General features: G+C 55.8%; 24 protein-coding genes and 1 pseudogene. 12 read left to right on the top strand and 13 right to left on the bottom strand.

The features are described 5' to 3' along the window. The first annotated feature begins 34 nt into the window (after positions 1-34). A pseudogene (locus CS910_RS10145) lies at positions 35-1,344 on the top strand (RNA-guided endonuclease InsQ/TnpB family protein). Positions 1,345-1,374: 30 nt separating this feature from the next. On the opposite strand, the gene CS910_RS10140 reads toward CS910_RS10145, so the two are convergent. Continuing rightward, positions 1,375-1,785 carry an OsmC family protein gene (locus CS910_RS10140; RefSeq protein ID WP_099211729.1) on the bottom strand — a complete coding sequence of 137 codons (411 nt, stop codon included), beginning with the start codon at positions 1,783-1,785 and terminating at the stop codon, positions 1,375-1,377. A gap of 56 nt (positions 1,786-1,841) precedes the next feature. Between CS910_RS10140 and CS910_RS10135 the strand changes: the two genes are divergently transcribed. Further along, complete coding sequence (locus CS910_RS10135; protein WP_099211727.1) at positions 1,842-2,681, top strand: SPL family radical SAM protein; 840 nt, start codon at positions 1,842-1,844, stop codon at positions 2,679-2,681. Here the strand turns inward: CS910_RS10135 and CS910_RS10130 are convergent. Together CS910_RS10130 and CS910_RS10125 are read right to left on the bottom strand one after the other, a co-directional pair. After that, entirely contained in the window at positions 2,611-3,450 is an 840-nt protein-coding gene (locus CS910_RS10130) for a gamma-glutamyl-gamma-aminobutyrate hydrolase family protein (protein WP_099211724.1), read from the bottom strand. The genes CS910_RS10135 and CS910_RS10130 overlap by 71 nt on opposite strands. A gap of 48 nt (positions 3,451-3,498) precedes the next feature. Next, a complete protein-coding gene (locus tag CS910_RS10125; protein ID WP_099211722.1) occupies positions 3,499-4,755 on the bottom strand; it encodes an aminotransferase-like domain-containing protein in 1,257 nt (418 codons plus the stop codon). A 268-nt stretch (positions 4,756-5,023) separates the two neighbouring features. Here CS910_RS10125 and CS910_RS10120 point away from each other — a divergent pair, with 268 nt between their 5' ends. From CS910_RS10120 to CS910_RS10095, 6 genes are all read left to right on the top strand, one after another. After that, on the top strand, positions 5,024-5,992 hold the full coding sequence (locus tag CS910_RS10120; protein WP_099211719.1) for a ribose 1,5-bisphosphate isomerase: 969 nt from the start codon (positions 5,024-5,026) through the stop codon (positions 5,990-5,992). A 79-nt stretch (positions 5,993-6,071) separates the two neighbouring features. After that, the gene (locus CS910_RS10115) at positions 6,072-7,340 is read left to right on the top strand and encodes a C/D box methylation guide ribonucleoprotein complex aNOP56 subunit (protein ID WP_099211717.1); all 1,269 of its coding nucleotides are present in this window, start codon (positions 6,072-6,074) and stop codon (positions 7,338-7,340) included. Positions 7,341-7,345: 5 nt separating this feature from the next. Further along, entirely contained in the window at positions 7,346-8,026 is a 681-nt protein-coding gene (locus CS910_RS10110; RefSeq protein ID WP_014123188.1) for a fibrillarin-like rRNA/tRNA 2'-O-methyltransferase, read from the top strand. A 99-nt stretch (positions 8,027-8,125) separates the two neighbouring features. After that, positions 8,126-9,178, top strand: a complete 1,053-nt coding sequence (locus CS910_RS10105) for a hydroxymethylglutaryl-CoA synthase (protein WP_014123187.1) — start codon at positions 8,126-8,128, stop codon at positions 9,176-9,178. A gap of 10 nt (positions 9,179-9,188) precedes the next feature. Then, positions 9,189-10,349, top strand: coding sequence for a thiolase domain-containing protein (locus CS910_RS10100; RefSeq protein WP_099211714.1), 1,161 nt, complete (start codon positions 9,189-9,191; stop codon positions 10,347-10,349). 2 nt (positions 10,350-10,351) lie between these two features. Next, entirely contained in the window at positions 10,352-10,756 is a 405-nt protein-coding gene (locus tag CS910_RS10095) for a Zn-ribbon domain-containing OB-fold protein (RefSeq protein ID WP_099211712.1), read from the top strand. A gap of 67 nt (positions 10,757-10,823) precedes the next feature. Here CS910_RS10095 and CS910_RS10090 read toward each other — a convergent pair whose 3' ends face one another. Together CS910_RS10090 and CS910_RS10085 are read right to left on the bottom strand one after the other, a co-directional pair. Beyond that, positions 10,824-11,114 (bottom strand): hypothetical protein, encoded by a 291-nt coding sequence (locus CS910_RS10090; protein WP_099211709.1) that lies wholly within the window; start codon positions 11,112-11,114, stop codon positions 10,824-10,826. A 17-nt stretch (positions 11,115-11,131) separates the two neighbouring features. Further along, complete coding sequence (locus CS910_RS10085) at positions 11,132-11,629, bottom strand: GNAT family N-acetyltransferase (protein WP_394346621.1); 498 nt, start codon at positions 11,627-11,629, stop codon at positions 11,132-11,134. 67 nt (positions 11,630-11,696) lie between these two features. Between CS910_RS10085 and CS910_RS10080 the strand changes: the two genes are divergently transcribed. Further along, the gene (locus CS910_RS10080) at positions 11,697-12,230 is read left to right on the top strand and encodes a multiprotein bridging factor aMBF1 (RefSeq protein ID WP_099211707.1); all 534 of its coding nucleotides are present in this window, start codon (positions 11,697-11,699) and stop codon (positions 12,228-12,230) included. A 1-nt stretch (position 12,231) separates the two neighbouring features. Here CS910_RS10080 and CS910_RS10075 read toward each other — a convergent pair whose 3' ends face one another. After that, positions 12,232-12,660 (bottom strand): DUF356 domain-containing protein, encoded by a 429-nt coding sequence (locus tag CS910_RS10075; protein ID WP_099211705.1) that lies wholly within the window; start codon positions 12,658-12,660, stop codon positions 12,232-12,234. 137 nt (positions 12,661-12,797) lie between these two features. On the opposite strand from CS910_RS10075, the gene CS910_RS10070 reads away from it, so the two are divergent. From CS910_RS10070 to CS910_RS10060, 3 genes are all read left to right on the top strand, one after another. Continuing rightward, positions 12,798-14,501, top strand: a complete 1,704-nt coding sequence (locus CS910_RS10070) for a DUF505 family protein (RefSeq protein WP_099211703.1) — start codon at positions 12,798-12,800, stop codon at positions 14,499-14,501. Positions 14,502-14,603: 102 nt separating this feature from the next. Continuing rightward, complete coding sequence (locus tag CS910_RS10065; protein ID WP_042691874.1) at positions 14,604-15,176, top strand: TATA-box-binding protein; 573 nt, start codon at positions 14,604-14,606, stop codon at positions 15,174-15,176. 6 nt (positions 15,177-15,182) lie between these two features. Then, on the top strand, positions 15,183-16,184 hold the full coding sequence (locus CS910_RS10060) for a histone deacetylase family protein (RefSeq protein WP_099211701.1): 1,002 nt from the start codon (positions 15,183-15,185) through the stop codon (positions 16,182-16,184). A gap of 1 nt (position 16,185) precedes the next feature. On the opposite strand, the gene CS910_RS10055 is transcribed toward CS910_RS10060, so the two are convergent. From CS910_RS10055 to CS910_RS10025, 7 genes are all read right to left on the bottom strand, one after another. Further along, on the bottom strand, positions 16,186-17,310 hold the full coding sequence (locus CS910_RS10055; RefSeq protein WP_099211699.1) for an AAA family ATPase: 1,125 nt from the start codon (positions 17,308-17,310) through the stop codon (positions 16,186-16,188). A gap of 119 nt (positions 17,311-17,429) precedes the next feature. Continuing rightward, complete coding sequence (locus CS910_RS10050) at positions 17,430-18,038, bottom strand: indolepyruvate oxidoreductase subunit beta (protein ID WP_099212508.1); 609 nt, start codon at positions 18,036-18,038, stop codon at positions 17,430-17,432. A 5-nt stretch (positions 18,039-18,043) separates the two neighbouring features. Further along, positions 18,044-19,990: an indolepyruvate ferredoxin oxidoreductase subunit alpha gene (iorA, locus tag CS910_RS10045; RefSeq protein WP_099211697.1), complete on the bottom strand. Its 1,947-nt coding sequence runs from the start codon at positions 19,988-19,990 to the stop codon at positions 18,044-18,046. Between the two features lie 40 nt (positions 19,991-20,030). Further along, positions 20,031-21,407, bottom strand: coding sequence for an acetate--CoA ligase family protein (locus CS910_RS10040; protein ID WP_099211695.1), 1,377 nt, complete (start codon positions 21,405-21,407; stop codon positions 20,031-20,033). A 128-nt stretch (positions 21,408-21,535) separates the two neighbouring features. Then, positions 21,536-22,531: an AIR synthase family protein gene (locus CS910_RS10035; protein WP_099211693.1), complete on the bottom strand. Its 996-nt coding sequence runs from the start codon at positions 22,529-22,531 to the stop codon at positions 21,536-21,538. Positions 22,532-22,537: 6 nt separating this feature from the next. Next, the gene (locus CS910_RS10030; protein ID WP_158523834.1) at positions 22,538-23,617 is read right to left on the bottom strand and encodes a cell wall-binding repeat-containing protein; all 1,080 of its coding nucleotides are present in this window, start codon (positions 23,615-23,617) and stop codon (positions 22,538-22,540) included. Between the two features lie 44 nt (positions 23,618-23,661). Continuing rightward, complete coding sequence (locus tag CS910_RS10025) at positions 23,662-25,431, bottom strand: ribosome biogenesis/translation initiation ATPase RLI (protein ID WP_099211689.1); 1,770 nt, start codon at positions 25,429-25,431, stop codon at positions 23,662-23,664. Positions 25,432-25,670: the final 239 nt, after the last annotated feature.

The following is a 25,670-nucleotide window of genomic DNA, read 5'->3' as shown; positions in this document are numbered from 1 at the left end:
AACTCTGGATTAAAAAAGTTGAAAGTGAGGAACAATGAAGCGGACAGTAACGGTTAAACTCCAGCCCTCAAAAGAACAGGCGAAAATTCTCCACCAGTTAGCCGACACTGGAGCCAAAGTCTGGAACCGAGTAAACTACCTGAGGAGGCAACAATACTTCCAAGAGCAAATCGTGGACTTCAATAAAACTGAGAAGACCGCTTACGAGGAGTTTAAACGGGAAATCGGCTCTGCAACCGTCCAGCAAATATGTCGCAAAAATGCGGAAGCTTGGCGGAGCTTCTTCTCCCTCCTTCGCAAAAAGCGCAACGGAGAACTCCCCAACTGGCTTAAGCCCAAACCACCAAACTATCTGAAAGAAGACGGAATGAGAAAACCCTTAATCGTCCTGAGAAACGACCAGTACAAGATTGAAGGTAACAAACTAATTCTAAAAGGCCTTGGAAAGTTCAGACGCCTTGAAATTCAATTCAAGGGAAGAATCCACTTAAAGGGAAAGCAAGGACGCTTAGAAATCACTTATGACGACGTTAAGAGGAAATGGTATGCTTATCTAAGCTTCACGGTTGAAGAAAAGCTTGAGGGCGGAGAATGGGTTAAACTCCCGAGAACCTCAAAAGGAAGCCTTTCGGCGGGAATTGACTTGGGAGTAAACAATCTCATGGCTGTTTATGTGGAAAACGGGGAAAGCTTCCTCGTGAATGGAAGACCGCTTAAAAGCATCGACTTCTACTGGCGGAGAAGAATCGCCGAGTACCAATCAAAACTTAACAAGTCTGGGGCTAAAAAGAGTAGGAAGCTCAAGAGAATGCATGAGAAGGCCAAACTTCAGGCTAAACACTACCTTAACACGGCAGTAAGGCAAACCGTGAGGAAGCTTTACGATTTGGGGGTTTCTAAGATTGTGATTGGTTACCCAAAGGGAATAGCCCGGAACTCTGATAAGGGCAGTAAGCAAAACTTCCTTTTATCCCACGTTTGGCGGTTTAATTACGTTATCAAACGCTTGACTGAGGTTGCGGAGGAGTATGGTATTCGGGTTTTGGTTGTGAATGAGGCTTTCACTTCTAAGACTTGTCCCGTTTGCGGGAAGCCCCACGATGGGGCTCGCTTTGTTCGTGGTCTTTATTCGTGTCCCGCAACGGGGCTTGTCTTCAACGCTGACCTTGTTGGAGCGTTTAATATTTTGAAGAGGGTTGTGAAAACCATAACCCCGAATCTGAGCGGGCTTTACGCTCAGAGGAGGGGTAACTGGCCGAAGACCCGGCCGGAGGGGTTGAAGACCACTTTATCTTGGGTCTAAATGAGACTCCTCGAACCTCCCTGCCGTTGGCGAGGGGTTAAGCCGAACCCTCGCCTTGGCAGAGGAGGAGGTCAGTCATCATCGCCCCGCACTATCTCAAGGGAGTAAGTCAGCTCGGCACCGCTCAGCTTGACCTGGGCCGAGGCGGAGCAGTACTTGTCCTGACTCAGCTCTATGGCTCTTCTCGCCTTTTCCTCCTTAACGTTTCCGTAAATCCTGTAGTGAATGTGGACCCTGGTGTAGACCTTCGGGTATTCCTCCCTTCTCTCGCCGGAAATCTCGACTTTAAGACCCTCAATCGGCTCGCGCATCTTCTTGAGAATCATGACGACGTCGTAGGCGGTACATCCAGCGACGCTTAGGAGGAGAAGCCTCATCGGGCTTATCCCACCGTTCCCCAGGATTATCGAGCACCCACCGTCCTCCATCGAGCCGACGAACTGCATCCCCTCAACCCACTTGACACGACCCTTCACGCTCATGCAATCACCGTAGTCCCTACCGCGTGAGTTTTAAAGCCCTTTCCTTAACGTCCGGTATGTACATTCGACCCTTCGACCCCTGGAAGGCGAAGCTCTGCACGTGCCCTTTCAAGTACACGCTGAACGTTTACACCGGTTGCAATCATGCATGCGTTTACTGCTACATAACGAGCTATATTCCCAACGCCTTCCGCGTGAGAACGAAGGAGAACCTCTTACCAAAGCTGGAGAAGGAACTCAGGAAGTTCGACCGGCGCTACATCATAGCCCTCTCCTACTCCTCCGACCCCTATCCGACGGTGGAACGCGAGCTCGGGATAACGCGGAAGGTCCTTGAGCTATTCAAACGCTACGACGTCCGCTGTCTGCTCCTCACCAAGTCAGACATCTTCGAGCGCGACATAGAGGTTCTGAGCGAGCTCCGCTGTGCCGTCGGAGTCACCGTGACTACGGTTGACGAGAGGAAGGCGAGGCTCCTTGAGCCCAACGCCCCATCGCCGAAGGCGCGGATAAGGGCTCTTAAGAAGGCTAATAAAGCGGGGATTCCTGTTTACGCGAGGATAGACCCGATAATTCCGTTCTACACCTGGGAGGATTTTGACGAGACTCTCGACGCTCTAAGCTTTGTGAGCCATATCACAGTTTCAACCCTCAAGCTGAGGCCAGACTCCAAGAAGAGAATGTTTGCGAAGTTTCCGGAGCTTATGGAAAAGCTGTGGCCACTCTACGAGAGGGGCGAGAGGATTGGTGGTTACTATTACCTTCCGAGGGAGCTACGCTTCCAGATTTTACGCGAGGCTGAGAAAAAGATAACCGAGAGGGGCATCACGTTTGGTTCGTGTCGGGAGAGTTATCACTCGTTTCCGAGCTGTGACGGCTCTCATCTTGTTCCTTAGCGAGCTCCTCGCGGATTTCGGCTTCAATGGCCCTTCTCCTCATCTCATCGTTTTCCTTGTGCCTCTTCAATGAGGCCCCAACCAGGGCCCTGTACAGGGAAAGCATCTCGGGCAGGTGCTCCGGCTGCCACTGGACGCCGAGAACGAAGCCCTCTTTGCCCTCTATGGCTTCTATCAGGCCATCAACGGCAAAGGCAACCTGTCTGAGTCCTTCTCCAACCCTCTTCACGGCCTGGTGGTGGAAGCTGTTTACCCACGCCCATCCCTCGTTGGTTCCCTCGATGTTCAGGCTCTCGCGCAGGATGGAGTATAGCCTTGAGTCCGCCTTTATTCTAATGGTATGAAGCCTCTGCTCCGGTCTTGTGCTTCCAAAGCTCCAGTCGTGTTTTATCGCCTTGGGGATGTCGTAGATGTCCTGATAGAGCGTTCCGCCGAGGGCGACGTTGATTACGTGCATTCCCCTTCCTACCCCGAGGATTGGAATTCCAGCCTCGACGGCAAGCTTTACCAGCCCAATCTCGAACTCGTCTCGAAGAACGTCGACTTCCCTGAGGCTCGGCGAGGGGTCCTCCCCGTAGAAACGCGGATGGACGTCGGGTCCTTCAATGAGCAGTATCCCGTCGGCGACTTCTATGATGTCCTCGGGCTCGATTTCGGGGCTGAACACTGCTGGAAGTCCGCCGGCCTCTATAACACGCTTTATGTGCGCCCTGCCGGCTGAAAGGGACTCGCTCCAGGGAGAACCTATGATTGCTATCAGGGGTTTCATGCCACCACCGATGGAAATCTGAGAAAGAAAAGGGTAAAAAGCTTTTCCTCACTTCTTGAGGGCCTTGATTTCTTCCTCAATGACCTCCGCAAGGCGCTTAACGCCCTCCCTGATGGTGTCCTCCGGGACGTAGGTGAAGTTCAGCCTGAGGGTGTTCTTGACGTCGCGGTGGGCGAAGAAGGCCTCACCGGGAACGTAGGCGACGCCCTTGGCGACGGCCTTCTCCATCATGAGCTTGGTGTCGATTCCCTCCGGCAGGGTGACCCAGACGAACATTCCTCCGTCGGGCTTGGTCCACTCGACGCCCTCCGGCATGAACTCCTCAAGGGCCTCGAGCATTGCATCGCGCCTCGGCCTGTAGAACTCGATTATCTTCGGGATGTGCTCGTCAAGGTAGCCTGCCTCAACGTACTTCCACGCTATAACCTGGGCGAGGGTGTTGGCGCAGAGGTCAACGGCCTGCTTTGCTATCTCCATCTTCCTTATGAAGTGCGGGTGAGCTGAAACCCATCCGAGGCGGAAGCCGGGGGCGAGTATCTTCGAGAACGTTCCGAGGTAGATGACCCTGCCCTCGTCGTCGAAGTGCTTTATCGGCGGAATCGGTTCACCAGAGTAGCGGAGCTCGCTGTAGGGGCTGTCCTCAACGATGAGGAAGTCGTACTCCTTGGCGAGCTCTATGAGCCTCTTCCTCCTGTCGAGGCTCATGGTGACGCCCATCGGGTTCTGGAAGGTCGAGACGGTGTAGACGAACTTAACGCGCTTTCCTTCCCTCTTCAGCTCCTCAAGCTTCTCCTCGAGGAGGTCAATCCTCATTCCGTCGTGGTCCATAGGAATGCTCACGAACTCGGGCTCGTAGTACTTGAACGCGTTGAGCGCCGCGAGGTAAGTCGGAGCCTCGACGACGACAACATCCCCGGGGTTTATGAAAACCCTACCAATGAGGTCGAGGGCCTGCTGTGAGCCGGCAACCATCATTATCTCGACCTTGCTCATCGGGATGCCGTAGCGGTTCTCCATCCACTTCGCGAGGGCGAGGCGGAGCGGGGTGAACCCCTTGGTCGTTCCGTACTGCAGGGCCTTGTCGGCGTGCTCCGTGAGGACCTCCTGGGCAATCTTCTTGATAATCTCAACCGGGAAGGTCTCGGGAGCGGGCAAACCGCCGGCCAAGCTGATAACATCGCTCGTCTCGACAAGCTTAAGGAGCTCCCTAATCTCCGAAGCCTTCATCTGAAGGGCCTTCTCGGAGAAGAATGACTCGAAGTTCAACGGTTCGGATGCGAGTTTCCTTTCTAGTTTCTCCTGCATAGCCACCACCCCAATGAACATGCCTGAGCACGTCATCAAATCTATACACTAAGAACTTCGGGTCTTTCGTTATAAACCTTTCCCAACGCCCAGATTTGGCCTTTACAAAGGTAAACACGGCTTTCCTCGGCAATTTAAGGACACTGAAGGACTTTTGGTGACATTGATGCACTAAAAACACCTTAAAGCTCCTTCGGAATTCTCCTGTCTTTTCAGAAAGAATATAAACCCTGTCTCCTAAACCTGAGTTTACCGGGAGGTGATAGCGATGCCAGTGGTGAAGGAAGTCCTTGAAATAGCGGAGAAGATAAGGAACATGGAGATACGCGGTGCCGGAAAGATAGCCCGTTCAGCGGCCTACGCGCTTCAGATACAGGCAGAAAAAAGTAAGGCCAAGACCGTTGACGAGTTCTGGAAGGAGATGAAGCAGGCCGCGAAGATACTCTACGAGACGAGGCCAACCGCGGTTTCCCTGCCCAACGCCCTCCGTTACGTTATGCACAGGGGTAAGATTGCCTACTCAAGCGGTGCCGACCTCGAACAGCTCCGCTTCATAGTCATCAACGCCGCCAAGGAGTTCATACACAACTCCGAGAACGCGGTCAAGAGGATAGGCGAGATAGGGGCGAAGCGCATAGAGGACGGCGACGTCATAATGACCCATTGCCACAGCAAGGCCGCGATAAGCGTCATGAAGACTGCCTGGGAGCAGGGCAAAGACATCAAGGTCATCGTGACCGAGACGAGGCCCAAGTGGCAGGGCAAGATTACCGCCAAGGAGCTGGCTTCCTACGGAATTCCGGTCATATACGTCGTCGATTCGGCGGCGAGGCACTACATGAAGATGACGGACAAGGTCGTCATGGGGGCAGACAGCATAACGGTCAACGGCGCGGTGATAAACAAGATTGGAACGGCCCTGATAGCGCTTACCGCTAAGGAGCACAGGGTTTGGACGATGATTGCCGCTGAAACCTACAAGTTCCACCCCGAGACGATGCTCGGCCAGCTCGTCGAGATTGAGATGCGCGATCCAACGGAGGTCATTCCCGAGGAAGAACTCAAGACCTGGCCGAAGAACATCGAGGTGTGGAATCCGGCGTTCGACGTTACTCCGCCCGAGTACGTTGACGTCATCATCACCGAGCGCGGGGTCATTCCACCGAGTGCCGCCATAGACATCCTCAAGGAGGAGTTCGGCTGGGCGCTCAAGTACCGCGAGCCCTGGGAGGACTGACTTTTCCCTCTTTTTCCACCGATACCGTTTAAAACTCCTCGCCCTTCTATACCTGAGGAAAGAAAGGAAGGTGATGCTCATGAAGGTTTACATTGCCGAGAACGTCAGGGGGGTTTACGCCTTCGACGAGAGCGGGAAGCTCATCGCGAGCAAACCCTTCAGCGGGAAGCCGGAGGTAAGCCTCGACAGGCTTTTGAAAGGCGAACCGAGCGACGAGCTTTTAGTTCTTCTCGACGAGCTGGGCGGAGAGGGCTACGAGGAATTCGTCGTCGAGGACACCGAGCTGAGCAGGAAGCTCAAGGAGCTCGGCTACAACGCCACCGCCGAGTTCCCGAACTTAGCGGGAGAAAAGCTCCGCTCAAGCCCGGAAGAGTTCCTCGGCGAGAACTGGTTCGACGAGTACTACACCGTCGGCGTCGCTTTGACGAGGCTCCGCATACAGGAGCAGAGCGGTGCGCGCGACAAGATGATTATACAGGCGATAGAGGCGCTCGATGACATCGACAAAGTCATTAACCTGCTCGTTTCACGCCTTAGGGAGTGGTACGGCCTTCACTTCCCCGAGCTGGACGAAATCCTGCCCAAGCACCCGCAGTACGTTGCCTTCGTCAAGGAAATCGGCCCGAGGGAGAACGTCAGCAGGGAGAAGCTTGAAAAGCTCGGCTTCTCGGAGGGCAAGGTTGAGAAGATTCTCAAGGCGGCCGAGAAGTCTATGGGAGCACCGCTCGGCAAGTTCGACAGTGAAATCATAAGGAAGCTCGCCAGCGAGATTTCCGACCTCTACAAGCTGAGGGAGCAGATTGAGGACTACCTTGAGACCGCGGTTGGTGAAGTTGCTCCGAACCTGAAGGCCCTCGTCGGTGCGAAGCTCGCCGCAAGGCTCATGAGCCTCGCTGGAGGCCTTAAGGAGCTCGCCATGATGCCTGCCTCAACGATACAGGTTCTTGGCGCTGAAAAGGCCCTCTTCAGACACTTAAGAACTGGTGCCAAGCCACCCAAGCACGGCGTAATCTTCCAGTACCCTGCAATAAACCGCTCGCCTTGGTGGCAGAGGGGTAAGATTGCGAGGGCTTTGGCCGGAAAGCTGGCCATAGCGGCGAGGGTTGACTACTTCTCGGGTGAATACATCGGCGAGGAGCTCAAGAAGGAGCTCGAGCAGAGAATCAAGGAAATCAAGGAGAAGTACCCGAACCCGCCCAAGAGGGAGGCCAAGCCCGAGAAGAAGAAAAAGAAGAAGTTCAAGGGCAAGGACAAGAAGGGCAAGAAGCACGAGAAGGGCAGGAAGGAGAAGAAGGGTAAGGGCAAGCCCGATAAGAGGGGTAAGAAGAAAAAGAAGGGCAAGAGGTGAGGTAGATGAAGGTTAAGAAGCACAGGTTCCCGGGCGTTTACATCGTCATCGATGACGACGGGAGCGAGAAGATTGCAACCAAGAACCTCGTCCCCGGCCAGAGGGTTTACGGGGAGAGGGTCATCAAGTTCGAGGGCGAGGAGTACAGGATTTGGAACCCGAGCCGTTCAAAGCTCGGCGCGGCAATACTCAACGGCCTCAAGAACTTCCCGATTAAGCCCGGCTCAACCGTTCTTTACCTCGGAATAGCGAGCGGAACAACCGCTTCCCACGTCAGCGACATCGTCGGCTGGGAGGGCAAGATATTCGGCGTCGAGTTCTCGCCGAGGGTTCTGAGGGAGCTAGTTCCAATCGTTGAAGAGAGGAGGAACATCGTTCCTATACTCGGCGACGCAACGAAGCCCGAAGGCTACCGCGCCCTCGTCCCGAAGGTTGACGTCATCTTCGAGGACGTCGCCCAGCCGACGCAGGCGAAAATCCTCATCGACAACGCAAAGGTCTTCCTGAAGAGCGGCGGCTATGGCATGATTTCGGTCAAGAGCAGGAGCATCGACGTTACCAAGGAGCCTGAGGAGGTCTTCAAGGAGGTCGAGAGGGAGCTTTCCGAGTACTTTGAGGTCGTCGAGCGCCTTAGTTTGGAGCCCTACGAGAAGGACCACGCGCTCTTCGTCGTGAGGAAACCCTGAGCTTTCCTCGTCAATCGTCTAAACTCTTTTTCACTTTTACCGAAAGGCTTTTATAAGGCCCGTTCCAACCCCCGGCAGTCAGTTCTCAAGGTGATGCCCATGAGGAAGCTACTGAAGCCGAAGAGGGAAGTGGGCATCGTCGGCTACGGTGCCTACGTTCCGATGTATAGAATCAAGGCCGAGGAGATAGGAAGGGTCTGGGGCGTTTCGAGCTTTCCAATAGAGGAAAAGGCCGTTCCCGGTCTCGACGAGGACGCGCTCACCATAGGGCTTGAAGCTGCCAGAAACGCGCTCAAGAGGGCAGGAATTGACCCCAAGCTCATAAGGGCGGTCTGGTTCGGCTCGGAGAGCAAGCCATACGCTGTGAAGCCGACCGGAACGGTCATAGCCGAGGCAATCGGAGCAACTCCCGACGTTAGCACTGCCGACTTCGAGTTCGCATGCAAGGCCGGAACCGAGGCTCTGCAAACAGCTATCGGCTTCGTTGGCTCCGAGATGGCCGACTACGCGATGGCCATCGGAGCCGATACCGCCCAGGGAAGGCCCGGCGACCACCTCGAGTTCACCGCCGGAGCGGGCGGAGCTGCCTTCATAGTTGGTCCCAAGAGCTCCGAGACGGTTGCCTACTTCGAGGGAAGCTACTCATACGTTACCGATACTCCGGACTTCTGGAGAAGGCAACACGAGCACTACCCGAGGCACGGAAACCGCTTTACAGGAGAGCCGGCATACTTCCACCACATAATCAACGCGGCAAAAACGCTGATGGAGGAGCTCGGTCTTACCGTCAACGACTTCGACTACGCGGTCTTCCACCAGCCCAACGTCAAGTTCCCGCTCACCGCTGCTAAAATCCTTGGAATCCCGAAGGAGAAGGTTCTTCCGGGACTTCTCACCGGCAAGATTGGAAACACCTACAGCGGTGCAACGATGGTCGGCGTTTCAGCGGTTCTCGACATAGCCAAGCCCGGCGACAGGATTCTGTGGGTTTCCTTCGGTTCCGGAGCCGGAAGCGACGCCTTCAGCATCGTCGTTCAGGACGCCATAGAGGAGAAGAGGGACCTCGCGCCGAAGGTTAGGGACTACGTCGAGAGGAAGAAGTACATAGACTACGCCCTCTACGCCAAGGCGAGGAGGAAGTTCATACTGTGAGGTGGTGGAGATGAGGAAGGCGGTCATAATTGGGGCTGGCATGACGCCCGTTGGCGAGCACTGGAAGCTCTCCCTCAGGGATTTGGCCGTTGAGGCCCTTCTCAAGGCGATGGACGATGCCGGCGTTGATAAGGTTGACTCCCTCTACGTCGGCAACATGGTTTCAGGCCCCTTCGTCGAGCAGGAGAACCTCGGCGCGCTCATAGCGGACTGGGCAGGTCTCGGGAACATTCCGGCGGTTAAAATTGAGGCAGCGTGCGCCTCCGGTGGTGCCGCCGTTCAGGAGGGTGTTAAGGCCGTCCTCAGCGGACTGGAGGATGTTGTCGCCGTCGTCGGCGTCGAGAAGATGACCGACGCCTGGCCGAGCGACGCGACCCGCTACCTGGCTTACGCCGCCGATGCCGAGTGGGAGCTCTTCCACGGGGCCAGCTTCGTAGCTTTGAACGCGCTCATCATGAGGCACTACATGAAGACCTACGGCTACACCGAGGAGGATTTGGCCCTCTTCGCCGTCAACGCCCACGCCAACGGCGCCAAGAACCCCTACGCGATGTTCAAGAGGCCCATCAAGGTTGAGACCGTCCTGAAGAGCCCCTACATAGCAGACCCGCTCAAGCTCTTCGATGCTTCCCCGGTCTGCGACGGAGCAGCGGCGGTGATAATAACCACCCCCGAGAAGGCCGAGGAGCTCGGCGTTCCGAAGGAGAAGTGGGTTGAGGTCGCTGGAATGGCGCGCGCCATAGACACCATAAACCTCGCCAACAGGGAAGATTTGCTCACCCTCAAGGCGGCGAAGATAGCAGCAGAGAAAGCCTACAAGATGGCCGGAGTCGAGGCAAAGGACATAGACTTCTTCGAGGTTCACGACGCCTTCACTGTCATGGCCGCGCTGAGCTTGGAAGCCCTCGGCGTCGCGAAGAAAGGAGAAGGAGCGAAGCTCGCCAGGGAGGGCCAGATAGCGATTGACGCAGATTATCCGATACAGACGATGGGAGGACTCAAAGCTCGCGGTCATCCCGTTGGAGCTACTGGAGTTTACCAGACGGTCGAGGCGGTTCTCCAGCTCCGCGGTGAGGCGCCGAACCAGGTTCCAGATGCGGAGGTCGGCCTGACCCAGAACATCGGTGGGACCGGTTCGAACATAACCGTTAGCATCTTCAGGAGGGTGTGAAGATGGCCCGTCCGATGCAGGTTTCCCGCTACTGGAGGCACTTCCGCGAGAAGTACAGGCTCATAGGCGGAAAGTGCGAGAACGGCCACGTCTTCTTCCCCTACAGGCAGGTTTGCCCCGTCTGCGGTTCAAAGAACGTCGAGGAATACGAGTTCAGCGGAAGGGGCAAGGTGCTCACCTGGACGATAGTGAGAAACCCGCCGAGCGGGTTCGAGTACTACAAGCCCTATCCATTGGCCTTGGTTCAGCTCGAGGAAGGGCCCGTTGTTCTGGCCCAGCTGACGGACGTTGACCCGGAGGAAATCCACGAGGGCATGGAAGTTGAGGTCGTGACCAGAAAGGTCAGAGAGTTTGAGGAGGATGGCATAATCCTCTACGGCTACAAGTTCAGGCCCGTTTTGAAGTGATTTCCTTTCTCTTACTCTGCTTTTTAACCTGTTTTGGCTTCAGAAAAGAATTAGGCATTGAATGCCGTCAGGCCTTCTCAATCCTCATCCTGTCCCCGCTCTCGAACTCAAGCTCGAGCTTGCCCTTCTCCATCTTCACCTTAACTCCGTCAACTACGGCCTCTATCTTCCCGTCCTTCGCTTCGACGCCGAGCATCTCGGCAACTTCCTCGACGCTCTTCAGCCTTCCGCTCATCGTAGTTTCGAGGGTCTCACTTCCCTCTATCGTGACCTTCAGCTTTCCCTTTCCTTCCCTTATGAAGCTCTCCTCTTTCATTTCCTTCACCCTGTCTGTGCCGGGTGGATGAATGCAGGGCATTGCAACCACCAATAAACCTACTTCTCGTCCGCGCTTATCACCTTTTCGGCAGGCTTAACCATTCTCACCCAGATACCATGCTTTCCAGCCTCTTTGAAACCGTACTCCTCGTAAAACCTCTTTGCTCTCTCGTTCTTCTCGCCGACCCAGAGCTCGATTTTCTTTCCCTTCAGGTACTCGAGGCACTTCTCCATGAGCTTCCGCCCGATTCCGTGCCCCTGATAGTTTTTGTCCACGGCGAACTCGTGTATGGCCCCAACCGTTTTTCCCTCGTACTTGCTGTACCAGTCGTCGTCGCAGACGATGAAACCGACTATCTCGTCGTCGATTTTGGCAACGAAGAAGCCGTCTTTAGCTTTGCTCCAGCACCATCGCAGGTAGCGCTTCGCGTAGCTCTCGCCCTCCCCGCCGTACTCGCGCATTCCCTCGTAGGCGTTCATGTAAATCTCTATCAGCCTCTCCAGCGTTTCCTGGTCGAGCTTTTGTAGCTTCTCTATCTTCACTTCCGTCATCATCCATACCCTCATCGTCGGGTTTAAAAAGCCTGACTCCGAGCTTTGAGCGGTAGAGAAGGTGGTAGCTATGAGCAAGGCCAAGCCACGCTACTGCGAGATTTGTGGTGCGCCCATAAGGGGCCCGGGCCACAGGATAAGGCTCGAAGGCGCCGAGGTCCTCGTCTGCGACCGCTGTTACGAGAAGTACGGCCGAAAGAAGTCCGGCTTCAGCATAATGCCCACCGGAAGGGAGCCGAGGAGAAGAGCTCCAGCTCCGAGGCCGAAGAGGGAGCCGAAGCCCTACCGCGAGAGACCGCTCTACACCGAGGAAATAGTCGAGGACTTCGCCGAGAGGGTTTACAAAGCTATACAGAGGAGCGGTAAAAGCTACGAGGAGCTGTCCCACGAGATTGGGCTTTCGGTGAACGATTTGAGAGCCATAGCGCACGGTTACCGCGAGCCGACGATTAAGGAAGCCAAGAAGCTCGAGCGCTACTTCAAGATTACGCTCATCGAGCGCGTCGAGGAGGAGGAGGTAAAGGAGAAGAAGACGATTCCAAAGGACTACGAGCCAACCCTCGGCGACATCGCCAACATCAGGATACGGAAGAGGAAGAAGTGAACTAAACCTCCTCGAACCCCCACTCTTCCTTCTCTCTCCTCTTCTCGGCCTTCCGCCGGGCTTCTTCGGCCCGTGTTCTCTTGGGCGGGTGGAAGCCGCGGAGCTTCTCAAAACCCCCCCAGAGGCGCATTAACTCCTCCCAGACTTCAGAATCCGGCGGAATTACGAGGACATGGGCCGGCGGGTGAATGTCCATCAGCCTGCCTATGGCCTTCTTCGGAGGGAGGTCAATCTGAGCCACGACGTGGGCTTTAAAGCGCTTTCTCGGCTTCTCTCCGCTAATCTTTTCGAAAGCCCAGTCCGAAAGGGCCGGCGGGATTATCCTCGGGTCACCGCGAATTCTCATGCCCCCGTATCTCACGAGGTCGGCCAAAGCCACGCTCGCCTTCTGAAAGTTGTCGGTTCTAACTAAGACAATCGTGTTTCTCATGTTCTCACCACCCCCCACTCAACGGGTTGCCTTTTAAACCTTAGCCGATTTTAGTTACCGAAAGTTTTAAAAACTTTGCGTTTCTAAAAATGTCGGAGGCTTTTTAAGCATCAAAACGGAAGTGGAGGGGTGATAACATGTATCTGAAGAAGAGGCACCTTGAGATACTCAGGGAAATGAAGAAGACCGAGAGCCAGGCCGAGATTGAGGCCAAACTGCCGGAGGAGTTCCAGATAAGGGCAATCGAGCTCTACATTCTCGGGTTTGCCGAGCTTGATGGTGGAAAGATTAAGCTTACCGATGCCGGAAGGAATCTCCTCGAGATAAGCGACTCCCTGAACCTCGACGAGCTTCCGGAGGTCATAGCCGATACCGAGATAATGAAGATGCTTGAGCTCCTCGAGGAGACCGGAAAGGTCCCCGAGAGCTGGCTCGAGAAGCTGAAGGAGAGAAAGCTCGCCGATGAGAACGGCCTCACCGAGTTCGGAAAGGCGCTTCTTGTGCTTTACCGCGAGACCCACCCCGTCGTTTACCTGACCCCTGAGATAGTCTCGTTCCTCAGGGGAATGCCAAAAATCGGCACCCTCGACGAGCTTGTAACCTACAAGAACTCCAAGCTCTACGGCGACAACATCGTGAACGCCCTCCAGGCGATGCGCCTGCTCCTGATTTCACCGCCGACCGAGAAGGGAAGGGCCTTCGCAACCACTCCCGCGGCGAAGCTCGCCCTCAAAGCCGTGGGCATGATTCCGGTATTTGCGAGGGCGATAGTCCTCAGGAAGGAGGACTTCGAGGCCCTGAAGGCCGGAAGGAGCAACGCCGAGCTGGAGAGCATGGGGCTCACCGACGAGAAGGGAACCACCGAGTTCGGAAAGGCCGTGATGGAGACCTACGAGGCGATGGGCAGGGTTGAGGAGAAGGTTCTCCCGATTTACCTGCTCGACGACGGACTTGCGGTCCTCAAGGCCATCAAGGAGATTGAGGAGAAGTACGAGACCAACCCCGACATCTTGCCAACGGAGAAGGAAATCGCCAGGCGCGTTAAGGTCGAGGACCTTGGAGCTATCTTGCATCTCCTCGAGAGCAAGGAGCTGGTCGAGAGGAAGCTCGTCAAGAACAAGGACACCTACTGGCTCACCGAGTGGGGTAAAGAGGCCATAACCTTCGGAACCGTCAGTCCCGATGCCATGAAGGCGGTAACCTACGCCGAAAGCGGCGATGTGCCAATAGCCGAGTGGGTCATCAGGGCCCAGGAGGAGGGAGTCGTCAAGGCCGGCGTCACCGACAAGGGCAGGTTCTACCTCAAGCTCAGCAGGAGCATAAAGAGGAAGCCGTTCCTCACAAGATACGACGCCGCTATACTCGCCAAGACCCCGAGGAAGAAGTACATCCACAGGGATGAGCTCGTCGAGTTGGTTAAGGACTACGTCGGCGGAGACGAGAAGGAAATCATCAGGGCAATCGGCGAGGCGGAAGCGAAGGGCTTTGTCGTTGAGCTCCAGAACGGTATGGTCAAGCTGACCGAACTCGGAGATAAAGTTAAGACCGCCCTCGAGAACGCCAAGCTCCAGGAGATAGTCAAGGTCAAGTTCAGCGTCACGCCGACCCTCTACAACGTGCTCAAGGTAATCTACGACAACATCGAGACCTTCAACAGAATCTGGAAGGAGAAGGGAGAGGTCAAGGGCTACAAGATGGAGGAAGTGGACGTTATCAGGAAGCACCTCAGCCTCAGCGACGACGAGATAAAGAAGGCCCTGACGATGCTCCGCCAGCTCGGCTTCCTCGGAAGCAAGAGCCTGACCGAAGCTGGAAAGGTCCTCGTTGAGGCCTACCTTTGAACTTTTTCTTCTTCGATGTTCCCTTTTGAGCATAAAGCTTTAAAAAGCGACGGCCCTCATTTATAAAGGGGTTTTTAAACCCACCATCCGGAGGTGTAAACCTTGGTGGACATGAGCAATGTAAAGCTCAGGATTGAGAACATCGTCGCTTCTGTTGACCTCTTTACGGAGCTGAACCTTGAGAAGGTTATTGAAATATGCCCCAACTCGAAGTACAACCCGGAGGAGTTCCCCGGAATCATCTGTCGCTTCGATGAGCCAAAGGTTGCCCTGCTTATATTCAGCTCCGGGAAGCTCGTCGTTACAGGTGCTAAAAGCGTCGAGGACATCGAGAGGGCCGTCAACAAGCTCATCCAGATGCTCAAGAAAATCGGCGCCAAGTTCCACCGCGCTCCCCAGATTGACATACAGAACATGGTCTTCAGCGGTGACATCGGCATGGAGTTCAACCTCGACGCAGTCGCTTTGAGCCTGCCCAACTGTGAGTACGAGCCCGAGCAGTTCCCCGGCGTCATCTACCGTGTAAAGGAGCCGAGAGCTGTCATACTGCTCTTCTCCTCCGGTAAAATCGTCTGCTCCGGCGCCAAGAGCGAGCACGATGCCTGGGAGGCCGTTAGAAAGCTCCTCCGCGAGCTTGAGAAGTACGGTCTAATCGAGGAAGAGGAGGAGTGGTGAGGGGGCTTGGCCTTCTCCGTTATCTATTCTCCCGTTTTTCTCGAGCACAGACCCGAGAACTATCACCCTGAAAACCCAGACCGGTTGTTGAGGGCAGTAAAGGCCCTCCAGCGGTTGGACCTGTGGAAGCCCATCGAGCCGGTTCCCGTTCCGGAGGAGGAACTCCTGAAGGTCCACTCAAGGGACTACGTTGAACTCGTCCGCGAGAGCAGCAGAACCTTCTCGTACCTCGACCCGGACACCTACGTTTCCCCCGGCACGTGGGAGGCCTCGCTCCTCGCCTTCGGGGCGTCAAGGCTCGCCGTTGAGCTGGCCCTGAAGTTTGGAGGCCTCCACCTTGCCCTCGTCAGGCCACCTGGCCACCACGCCGGAAAATCTGGAAGGGCCTTCAACGCCTCAACGCTCGGCTTCTGCATCTTCAACAACGCGGCCTACGCGGCCAAATCGGCTGAGGAGCTCGCTGGAAAGGTTCTGGTCATAGACTTTGACGCCCATCACGGCAACGGGACGCAGGAGATACTCTGGAACGACCCCAACGCGGTGCATGTAGACCTTCACGAGCGTGATATTTACCCCTGGAGTGGCTACGAGCACGACGTCGGCGGGAAGAATGCCGAGGGGACGAAAATCAACCTGCCGATGCCCCACTACTCCGGAGACGACGACTTCATCTACGCCTGGAACGAGGTTGTTCTCCCAGTTCTTGCCCAGTTCAGGCCGAAGCTCGTGGTCGTCTCGGCGGGATTTGACGGCTTCCTCGGCGAGAACCTGACGACGCTTCGTCTCAGTGAACTCTTCTTCGCCTACGCGGGTTCAACGCTCTCGCGCTATCCGCTCGCGGTGATTTTTGAGGGTGGCTACTCGGTCGGTCTTGACAAAGGCCTTCCTGCGTTCATCAGGGGCTACCTCAGCGGGGAAATCCGCGAGGTTCCGGTCAGTCCATCGTACGAGGCCCTTAGAACGGTGGCGAGGGTGAAAGAGATACAGTCAGAGTGGTGGAAGTTTTGACTTACGGGAGGGTAAGTAGCTTACCCGGGGGTAAGTTGGTCTTCTTTATGACTTCCTTAACGACTGGGTCGGGGATGGAGTAGCCATCCTCTGTCTTTTCAAGGTAGCCGTACTTGACGAGGTTCTTCAGCAGGCCCGAGAATTTTGCGTCGTTTATCTTTCCCGCCTTGAACTCCACGTACTCCTTTATGGAGCTCCATGAATCGTTTCCGAGGGCAACGGCCTTCAAGATGAACCAGTACCTCGCGCTGTACTTCGTAAGGGTCGAAATTTCGTCGAGGACAAGCGCTTTGGCCCTCTCAAAGAGCTCGTTGAGTGCCTCTTTTTCGGAGAGCGTTCTAACTCCCCTGAGGTAGCCGTATAGGGTCAGCCATCCGACAATTCCGTCGAGCCTCTCAACGACCCTCTCAATTTCCTCCTCCTGAACCTTTACTCCAAGCTCGTCGAATCCTCTTCTCAGGAAGTCCATGCTCTGCTCCTTCGAAAACCTCTTCAGCGTTATCTCCCTCGCGTACCTGCCAAAGAGGGGCTTTTTGGGGTTGTCGAGTCCGATAAAATCGTGGAGCATTCCGACCTCGGAGCCGGTCAGCACAAACGTCAGGTTCGGCAGGTTGTCCACGGCGTACGCTATGAGCCCATCGTACTGTATCCCCGAAAGCCTCAGATACTGGGCCTCGTCGAAGGCGATTATAACTCTTCTCTCAGTTTTCTCGGCCCAGAGGTCGAGCCTCTCAAGGAGCTCCGCAAGGTCGGGCTTTTCATCAAACTCCACCTGAAGACCCGAAACTCTAACCCCCTTAATCCTTGAGAGGGCTTTCATGAGTTCTACCCGCACTTTGTCCGTTCCCTTCAGGGACTTGAGGAGACCTTCGAGGAGTTTTCTCGCGAGCAACTCTTGAGGAATCGAGCCGTGGGTAAAGTAGAGCGAGCGAACGTCAATCTTGGAGAAAGGTTTTCCCGATTCGGAAAGGGCAACGTTGAGGAGGGAGCTTTTACCGAGTCTCCTGATGCCGAGCAGAAGAACGAGCGTTTCTCCGAGTTCAACGGCTTCAGAAAACTCCCTGAGCTCGTCTTCCCTATCGTAGAGGTCTTCTCTTCTCCTCTTGGGCTGGAGGTCGAACAGCAACTTACCCCACCGTAAGTTACTTACCCCGGGGTAAGTTATAAGGGTTTCCCTGTCTCTTACAGGTACAGTAGCTAGTTACATCTACGGACTAAAAACACGTCAAAAAGGAAGAGAGGGCATCAAAGCCCCAGCATCTCCTTCGCGGCCTTGATTCCGAGGTCAAAGGCCTTCATGTTGACGTCAACGGCCTTCTTCGGCACACTGACCTTTATGACCTCCCTGACGTGCTCCGCTGAGAGCGGGAAGCCCGGCGTCTGAGTCAGCGCTCCGATGAGGACGACGTTGGTGGTTATGATGTTGCCGGCCTCCATAGCGAGCTTCTCGGCGTCGAAGGCCATGAACTTGGCCTCGAAGTCCTCCTCGACGACCTTTCTAATCTCCTCCAGGCTCGGGTACTTGGCGAGGCCCATCGAGACCTGAACCGGCGGAATCGGCCTCGCGTTGGTGAAGACCAGACCGCCTTTCTTGAGGTAGTTGATGTAGCGCAAAGCTTCGACAGGCTCGAAGCTCAGTATGACGTCCGCCTTGCCCTCGGGAACCATCGCGCCGTAGACGTCCTCTCCAAAGCGGACGTAGGCGATAACGCTTCCAAAGCGCTGGCTCATGCCGTGAACCTCACCAACGCGCACCTTGTAGCCGGCGTGAAGGGCCGCCCAGCCGAGCAGATTCGCCGCGGTAAGGATTCCCTGACCGCCAACTCCGGTGATAACGATGTTGTACTCCCTCATCTCGCTCATAGCTCTCCCTCCCTCACCTTCTCGAAGGCGTCGAACGGACAGACCTGGGCACAGCCGCCGCAGCCCCAGCACATCGTCGGGTCAATCTTAGCCTTCTTCTTCTCGGCGTCCCAGTAGATTGCCGGACATCCGTAGGCGTTGATACAGATCTTACAGCCTGTACACTTGTCCTCGTTGACCTGGTAGAGCGGCCACTGCTTGCCCTCGCGCCTGAGCTGGCCTATCCTATAGAGCGCACAGACGCGCCTAGCGACGACGACGCTCACGCCTTCAACGGCCAGGGCCTCCTTTATGGTCCTCTCGACGGCCTTTATGTCGTATGGGTCAACGACGGCGACGTAATCGGCACCGAGGGCCTTCGCGACCTCTTCAATCTTAATCTGCTTGCCCGGACCGTGTGGAGTCTCGCCGGTTCCCGGGTTGGGCTGGTCGCCGGTCATGGCCGTGACAAGGTTGTCGAGGACGACTATGACGACATTGGAGCGGTTGTAGATGGCGTTTGCCAAAGCCGGAAGTCCCGTGTGGAAGAACGTTGAGTCGCCTATCGTGGCGACGATTACCTTCTTCTCCTTGCCCGTCTTGTGCTCTTCCTCGGCAACGGAACCGTTCAGGGCGATGCTGAGGCCGTGGGCAACTCCAATCGAACCGCCCATCGCAACGGTTGTGTCAACGGTCTTGAGCGGTGGAAGGACGCCGAGGGTGTAACAGCCTATGTCGCTCGGGAAGATTGCCCTCGGAGTTGCGGCCCTTCTAATCGCGTAGAAGGTGTTCCTGTGCGGACAGGCCGGGCACAACGAGGGGGGCCTCGGCGGGACCATGCCCTTTACCTTCTCGTACTTCTGGTCGAGCTCCTCGAAGTTCACAGGGGTTTCGAGGCCGAGGAACTTCGCTATGGCCGTTACCGCCCTCCTCGTGGTCATCTCGTAAACCCTCGGCACGAGGTCCTTGCCGTGAATCGGAATCGTTAAGCCCTTGTCGTAGGCCCAAGTCTTTACCTGCTCCTCAACGACCGGCTCAAGCTCCTCAACGATGAGAACCTTCTCAAGTCCGTCGAGGAACTTCTCAAGCAGTCCGTAGGGGACGGGGAAGGGCGTTCCGAGCTTGAGTATCTTGACGTTCTCGACGCCGAGCCAGGCCAAGGCCTCCTTGACGTAGGCGTAGGCGAGACCCGGAGCGATTATACCGACCTTCGCGTTCTCGTCGCCCTCAATCCAGTTGAAGGGGCAGTTGTTGAGCTCCTCGCGAATCTTCTCAATCTTCTCGAGAATCTGCGGGTGGAACTTCCGTGAATGGGCGGGAATGTCAACAAACCTCTCCGGATTCTTTTTGAAGTTCCCGAACTTCCTCTTGCCGGTCTTTATCTCCTCCGGAAGCTCTCCGAGAACGACATCGCCCCTCGCGTGGGAGCTCCTCGTGGTCGTCCTCAGGATGACGAAGTGCTTGAACTTCTCGCTGAGCTCGAAGGCGTACTTCGTCATCTCCTTGGCCTCGTGGGGTGAAATCGGCTCAAAAACCGGCACGTTGGCGAACTTGGCGTAAACCCTCGTGTCCTGCTCGTTCTGACTGCTCCACATGCTCGGGTCGTCGGCGACCATTATGACGAAACCGCCCTCAACGCCCATGCCGACTGCGCTGAGGAACGTATCCGCTGCAACGTTCAGTCCGACGTGCTTCATGGCCGTCATGGCCCTGAGACCGCTCCAGGCAGCTGAGAGCGCGGTCTCAAAGGCGACCTTCTCGTTGGTGGAGTACTCCATGTAAACTCCTGCTTTCTTGGCCACCATCGCCATCGTATCGGTCAGTTCCGAACTCGGGGTTCCGGGATAAGCCGCGAAAACTGCTATGTTGGCCTCCAAAGCTCCGCGCGCTATTGCTTGGTTTCCGAGGAGGAGAACCCTCTCCCCGGGCTTATCCCACAGCACTATGTCCGTCACCTTCGCCATCAAACAACACCTCCGAAATTAAGTCAATGAAAAATGAAAGTCACTCATCCTCCAAGATACCAGCGTTCCTCGCCTGCTGGACGAGCGCGTAAGCTCCAGCGGCAACGTCCTCCGGCCTCTCATAGCTCGGGATTCCGTTCTCTTCGAGGAGCTCCTTCGCCTTCTCGCTGACGTAGCCGGCCATGAATAGGCCGAGAACTGGCTTGCCGTTGTTGACTTCCTTGATTGCCCTGATAACGCCCTCAGCGTGCTCCGTTGGAGTCATTCCCGCGAAGGTCGGGACGACGCATATCGCTATGAGCATGTCGACGTTCGGGTCCTGGAGGAGGGCCTTGGCGGTTCTGTAGTAGTCCTCACCCCTCGCGGAAGCTATCATGTCGACGGGGTTCTTCACTGCCGCCATCGGCGGGAGGAACGAGCGGAGCTCCTCTATCGTCTTCTCCTCGAGGTCGGCCAGCTTAAGGCCCCTCTTGTCAATCTGGTCGGCGGTTAAAACGCCCGGTCCTCCGGCGTTGGTCATTATCGCGACGCGCTTGCCTTTCGGCAACGGCTGGGTGAAAGCCCGCGCCATGCTGAGCATATCGTCGATTGTCTCGGCGATGAGAACTCCGCTCTGCTTGAAAGCGGCTTCGTAAATCTTCCAGCTTCCGGCAAGGGAACCCGTATGGCTTGATGCTGCCCTCGCTCCGCTCTCGCTCTTTCCAGCCTTAAGGGCTATGACGGGCTTCTTCCTGGTGGCCTTCTTGGCGACCTCGATGAACTTCCTTCCGTCCTTGATTCCCTCGATGTAAAGCGCGATTGCCTTGTCCTCCTCGGTGTCCGCCAGGTACTCCATGAGCTCCGCGAAGTCGAGGTCCGCCATGTTGCCGACGCTGATGAACTTGGAGAAGCCGATTCCCTCCTTGACGGTCTTGTAGACGATTCCAGCTCCCAAAGCTCCACTCTGGCTCACGAAGGCTATGCTCCCCTTCTTGGCGTCCATTATGAAGGTCGCGTTCATGTCGTTGTGGGTGTTCATGACGCCGACGCAGTTCGGGCCTATCAGGCGCATTCCGTACTTGTGGGCAATCTCAACGAGTTCCCTCTCCTCCTTCTTGCCCTCTTCACCAGTCTCGCCGAAGCCGGCCGTTATGATGACCGCTCCCTTAACTCCCTTCTCACCGCAGTCTATTATCGACTGCTTCACGAAGCGCTTGGGAACTACGATTATCGCGAGGTCAACCTCGTCGGGGATGTCCTTGACGTTCTTGTAGGCCTTAACGCCCTGAACGACCTCGTCCTTGACGTTGACGGGGTAAACCTTGCCCTCCTTGTACTTCTTGAGGTTCTTGAAAACTTCGTAGCCGAGCTTCATCGGGTCGTTCGATGCACCGATGACGGCTATACCCTTCGGTTTGAAGAAGTAGTCCAGGTTCATGAACCTCACCGTTAAAATCTCCGTGGAATCGTATATAAGCTTTCCCAAAAGCTACATCGAGGTAGATACGGGCATTAGAGACCATCTTATGGTTACAATGCTCGAAAAAAGACGTTAGTGAAGATGTCTCACTGAGTGCTTTTTTGGCTACCCACGACCTTCCACAGCTCGTCGCTCTCTGGTCTCCACGCGGGCCTCTCTTCGTTCTCCTCGACTATGACGCGTTTCTCTTCGGCCAAAAACTCCCCTATGATGCTCGCGGTTATGCCATGGCTCAAAAGCTCTTCAACGGCCTTTTTCGCGTAATCCCTTGGAACAGAGGCGAGAAGAACGCCCGAGCTTATCAGACCGAGCGGGTTCAGGTGGAGGTAGTTGCAGAGGGTTTTCGTTTCCTCCCGGATTGGAATCCTCTCGGCGTAAAGCCTGAAACCCAAACCGGAAGCGTCGGCCATCTCATGGAGACCGTTGAGTATTCCTCCCTCGGTCGGGTCGTGCATTGCGTTGGCCACCTTCCTGAGAATCCTCGCCTCGGGAAGGACGCTCAGGTACTCAATCAGAGACGAGGCAACCTCAAGGAACTCCTCACCGAGTATCGGGGCGAGCCTCCCCCTGAGCTCCTCCGCGATTATGGCGGTTCCTTCGATGCCCGCCCACTTCGTCATCACTATGGCATCACCGGGCTTCGCTCCGTCGGTTCTGACGAGCCTCTCAGCCTCGCCGAGCATCGTTCCAACGACTATCGGTCTGTCGAGACCGGGAGTTACTTCCGTGTGCCCACCGACGACCGCAACGCCGAGCTTCTTAGCTTCGCGTGAGATTTCCTCGATGATGTTTTCTAAAAGCTCCTCATCGGTGTTCCCTGGAAGGAGCACCGTCGTCAGGAACCACCTCGGCTCCGCGCCCATTACTGCCACATCGTTCGCGTTGACGTGGACGGCGTAGAAGCCGATTCTCTTCGTTGCACCCGTTATGGGGTCGCTGGAAGCGACGAGGGTACCCTCGACGTTCACAGCTGCGCCGTCTATTCCGGTTCCCGGGCCTAAGATAACCCCCTTCCCTCCTGTCGGGAGCCTGGAGAGGACCAGCTTTTCAAGGAGTTCCGGAGGAAGTTTTCCTGGATGCATGGGTCATCACTTGTCAAGGTTTAGGTCGTTGAGGTTTGGGGATATAATCGGAGATATAACCCCTCCGAACCGCCCGTAAACGCGAAGGAACCTCGTTATGATTATCAGGCGGATTCTCCTCGCCTTTTCGTAGTCATGGTTTTTGAGGGCCTCTTCGAGTTCCGTCATGAGCTTCTGGAGCTCCTCCTGCTGTTCCGGGGTTAGGGGCTTCATTCCATGCATGTAGAACTCCATGAGCGATACATCAAAGTCAGCCTTCACGTTTGGGTCGAGGGCGGCCTGCTTTATCGCAAGTTCAACCTTTTCCCCGGCAAGGTTCGCGAGTCTGTAAGCCTCAGCGTAGTCCCCCCTTGTGTATGCCTCCTTTGCCTCCGCGAGCAGTTTCTTGGCGCTATCAACGTACTTCCCCAGAACTTTTCCTGGTGTTCCGTTGATGAAGCTTAGGAGGAAGTTCAGCTTTCCCTCAACCTCTTTAATCCTCATCTCCGCGGTCCAGTTCGTTACCTTCACCTTCACTACCTCCGGGCCTGAGACGTTGACCCACTGGGGTACGACGAGCTTTCCGTCGCTGGTGTTTTCGGTGGGTTTCGTCAGGTAGACCACCGCGGCCCTTTCCTCGAGGGCTAGCTTGAGGGCCGTTTGAACGCAGGCCGGGTCAGAACCGACGGCAAAAACCTGCTTTTTGAGGTTTATCCCAAGCTCCTCCAGTCCTTTGATGACGTCTCTGTTCGTGTCGTACCTCGTCCTGCCGCCCCATCTTATAACAGTAACGTTTGAGGCGTTCAAATCCGCCGCGTAGTCAGGGAGAACCGCCAGGGGTCCGCCGATTATTATGACCTTCCGCGGGGACTTCGAGAGAACCTTCGCGGTTACACCAGGGTCGTATATGCCCCAGGGGGCAACGACAATTGGATATCCCGTTAGATTCGAGACGAGCTCGGCCATCACAAGGTCGGCCGGATTGTCGCTGACGAGTATTACGGTATCAGAACCGCTCCCGGACGCTGTGGCCGTGCTGAACGCGGCTCCCCAAGTGAGCAACATCAGCATGATGACGAATGAGGCCAACTTCTTCATACCACTCACCCAGGGAATGTAAAACGTAAAATTATATAAGGGTTCCGAGGATTTCACGCATAGTAGTACTCGCCCCTCTCCTTCTGCTCCCTGTCCTTTACGGAGCCTTCCTTGTTGGCCCTCGGCCTTCCTGTGTCGGGGTCGCGCCTGAAGGTTATGCCAACCGAGGCCAGGAAGCGGTTCATTCCCTCGCGCATACCCATCGGCTTGCTTGCCTTACCGAACTTGCCGGGCTGACCCTCGAACACAATCAGCCTGTCGCTCAGGTAGTCAACCATCATGACGTCGTGCTCGACTATCAGTGCCGTCTTCTCGTTCTTGGCCATCAGCGAGCGGATTGCCTTCGAAACCGCCAGCCTCTGCTCGACGTCGAGATGCGCCGAGGGCTCGTCGAGGAGATACAGGTCGGCGTCCCTTATCAGGCAGGCCACTATGGCAACGCGCTGGAGCTCACCGCCGCTCAGTTCGTCCACGCGCTTGTCGTAGAGCTCCGGAATGCCCAGCGGGTTCAGGAGCTCGCTCTTGTAGAAACTGCTCATGAGCTTGCTCGCGTCAATCTTGCTGAGGAGCTCGTAAACCGTTCCGTCGTAGTCCGTCTTTATGTACTGGGGCTTGTAAGAGACTGTCAGCGACCAGTCTATCTCGCCCTCCGTTGGCTTCTCGACTCCGGCGAGCATCTTCACGAAGGTCGTCTTACCTATTCCGTTCGGGCCGACGATTCCGACGACCTCGCCGATGTAGAGCTCCCCACCCTCGGCCTCGAGCTTGAAGGAGCTGTAGTCCTTGACGAGCCTCGGATACTCGACGAGTATTTCTCCCTCCTGGCTCTTGCGCTCGCTCTTCTTGCTGAAGTTTATCTCGTAGGGCCTGAAGCGGACGTTCTCGTCCCTCAAATAGCCCCTAAGGAACTCGTTTATGCCGTTTCTCGTTGACTTGGGCTGTGAAAAGATACCGTAGGCACCGGGCTTGCCGTAGACGACGTGGATTATGTCGCTCATGTAGTCGAGGATAGCAAGGTCGTGCTCGACCGCCAGGACGTTCTTTCCCGAGTCGGCGAGGTTCCTGATGATTTTGGCGACCTTGAGCCTCTGCCTTATGTCGAGGTAGCTCGACGGCTCGTCGAAGAAGTAGAACTCCGCGTTCCTGAGCAGGGCCGCGGCTATGGCAACGCGCTGGAGCTCACCGCCGGAGAGCTGTCTTATGTCCCTGTCGAGGATTCCCTCAAGTTCCAGCTCTTTAACAACCTCGTCGAACCTTCCGCTCTCGTCGGCCTTCCTGAGCAGGTCGCGGACCTTTCCCTTAACGGCCTTGGGAATCAGGTCAACGTACTGGGGCTTCACGACGGGTCGAATCTCCCCGTTCTTCAGCCTCTCAAAGTACGTCTGGAGCTCGTTTCCTCGGAAGGCCTTAATCACGTTGTCCCAGGAGTCGTTGTCGCCGCAGAGGTTCGGCAGGAGCTGGCCGGAGAGTATCTTAACGGCGGTCGTCTTACCGGTTCCATTGGGACCGAGGATTCCGACGACCATTCCTTCCTTGACAACCGGGAGGCGGTAGAGGACGAAGCCATTGATTCCGTAGCGGTGGACGCAGTCCTCGTCGAGCTGTTCTGGAAGGTTTACGATTGTTATCGCGTTGAAGGGGCACTTGTGGACGCAGATTCCACAGCCCGTACAGCTGGCCTCCTGTATGACCGGCCGGTAGTTCTCCTCGTCTATGATTATCGCCTCACCGCCCATTCGGTTGACAGGGCAGACTCGCTCGCAGAGGAAGTGACCGCACTTGTCCGGGTTGCACTTGTCGTAGTCGATGACCGCAACGCGCATCTTCACCACCGGGCTAAGCTGAGGGCGAGGATTTTAAAGGGTTGCGGGGTTTACTCTTTGAAGGGTACTAATCTTCTGTTGTTTCCCTTGTTTTGAGGTAGTGTCAGGAAATGTCTCATCCACGAGTTGATGTGTTCGTTCACGTCATTACTGAATCATCCCGCAAAATTTTTATACATGCCAATTGTCATTTTAGGCAGGGTTAATTTGAGGACTCCTCTTTATTTAGTACGGGGGTG

It is taken from the genome of Thermococcus henrietii (assembly GCF_900198835.1).
Lineage (GTDB): Archaea > Methanobacteriota_B > Thermococci > Thermococcales > Thermococcaceae > Thermococcus > Thermococcus henrietii.
The sequence above is the reverse complement of the archived record's forward strand: the minus strand, read 5'-3'. Positions and strand labels throughout refer to the sequence as shown.